The sequence below is a fragment of the Actinosynnema sp. genome (genome assembly GCF_052038725.1).
Genome location: NZ_JBQGCX010000473.1, coordinates 1 through 1,571, shown reverse-complemented (window position 1 = coordinate 1,571; position 1,571 = coordinate 1). Strand labels below are relative to the sequence as shown.

At 72.2% G+C, this 1,571-nt stretch carries 2 protein-coding genes and 1 pseudogene; all 3 read right to left on the bottom strand.

Annotated features, from left to right (window positions below):
* A partial coding sequence (locus ACTUAL_RS09575; RefSeq protein ID WP_440900008.1) for a DEAD/DEAH box helicase occupies positions 1-292 on the bottom strand: 292 nt, incomplete at its 3' end.
* Positions 293-433: 141 nt separating this feature from the next.
* On the bottom strand, positions 434-1,375 hold the full coding sequence (locus ACTUAL_RS09570; protein WP_440900007.1) for a sugar phosphate isomerase/epimerase family protein: 942 nt from the start codon (positions 1,373-1,375) through the stop codon (positions 434-436).
* Positions 1,376-1,420: 45 nt separating this feature from the next.
* Positions 1,421-1,571: pseudogene (locus ACTUAL_RS09565) on the bottom strand (sugar phosphate isomerase/epimerase); the annotation flags it as partial.

The window sequence follows — 1,571 nt, the reverse complement described above, 5'->3', positions numbered from 1 at the left end:
CGCCACTGTCCTTGACCGCCTCGACCAGCCGCGGCAGGTCGCGCTCGACCAGCTGGTGCTGGAGCGCGAGCGTCGCCGTGGCCACCACGACCCGCTCCCGGTGCCGCAGCGCCGGCACCAGGTAGGCCAGCGACTTGCCGGTGCCGGTCCCGGCCTGGACGAGCAGGTGGTGCCCGTCCTCCATGGCCGCCGTGACCGCCTCGGCCATCGCCACCTGGCCCGCGCGCTCCTGCCCGCCCAGCGCCGCCACCGCGGAGCCGAGCAGGTCCTTCACGGGCGGGATCTCGGGCACTGGAGAACCCTAACGGCGGCGACCGACCTCCCGGCGGCGCCGTCCCCAGGGTGGTGGTTTCGAGGCTCGTCGCTGGCGCTCCTCGCACCTCAACCACCGTGACGGTGGTTGAGGTGCGAGCGCAGCGAGCCTCGAAACCACCTAGAACTTCACGTGGTCCAGGTAGGCGTGCCCGACGGCGGCGGTGGTGAGCGGGGAGACGTCGGGGGTGTCGTTCTCGACGATGTACTCCTCCACCACGTGCTTGCGGAAGATCTTCGGGAAGTCGATGACGCCGGTGCCGAGGTCGGCCATGTCGCCGTCGGTGGCCGAACGGTCCTTCACGTGGAACTGCCGGACCGCCTGCGGCGCCGTGCGGATCACGTCCTGGGCGAAGCGGAGCGGGTCGGCGGCGCCGGAGTTCACGCCACCGGTGTAGGCCCAGTAGAGGTCGACCTCGAGGTGCACGAGCTTGCGGTCCAGCCGCGAGGTCAGCACCTCCCACGGCGTCACTCCCCCGCCCAGGTCGGTCGTGAACTCGTGCGCGTGGTTGTGGTAGCCGTAGCGCAGCCCGTAGCGGCGGGCGACCGCCGCCTCCGCGTTCATCTGGTCGGCCCACTGCTGCCAGTCCGAGAGCGCCTCAGAGGCGAGGTACGGCACGACCACGTACTTCTGGCCGAGCGTGCGGGCGTTCTGGAACTTGGTCCGGGCCTCGGCCGGCGTCGCGCTGATGCCCTCGTGGCTGGAGGAGGCGCGGAGACCCTCCTTGTCGAGCGCCGCGCGCAGCTCGCGGGCGGTCAGCCCGTAGTAGCCGGCGAGCTCGACCTTCTCGTAGCCGTACTGCGCGAGACGGTGGAGGATCGTCGGCAGCGTGGTGGCGTCGGTCGCGTCGCGCAGCGAGTACATCTGGATCGAGATGCGGTCGTGCTGGACGCCCCGCTTGGAGCCGGGCCCGCCGTGGCCGCCCCCGCGGGCCACGGCGGGCGCAGCCCCGCCGAGCACCGCGGCGCCGGCCGCCGCCCCTGCGAGGAGGGAGCGGCGGCTGGCGCCCTTGCGTGCGAGCGAGTCGCGCAGCGCGCGGTCGCCGTCAAATCCGAAACACATGTGGTGGTTCCTTTCCCGAGATGGACATGTGTGGTGGTGCGGGTGCTACTCCTTCGTGGCGAAGGCCGCGTCGAACGCCGCCTCCGGGGCGTCGAAGGCCAGGCGGCGGACGAACTCCAGGGCCTCGGGCGCGCCGACGAGGCGGTCCATGCCGGCGTCCTCCCACTCGACCGAGATCGGGCCGTCGTAGCCGATC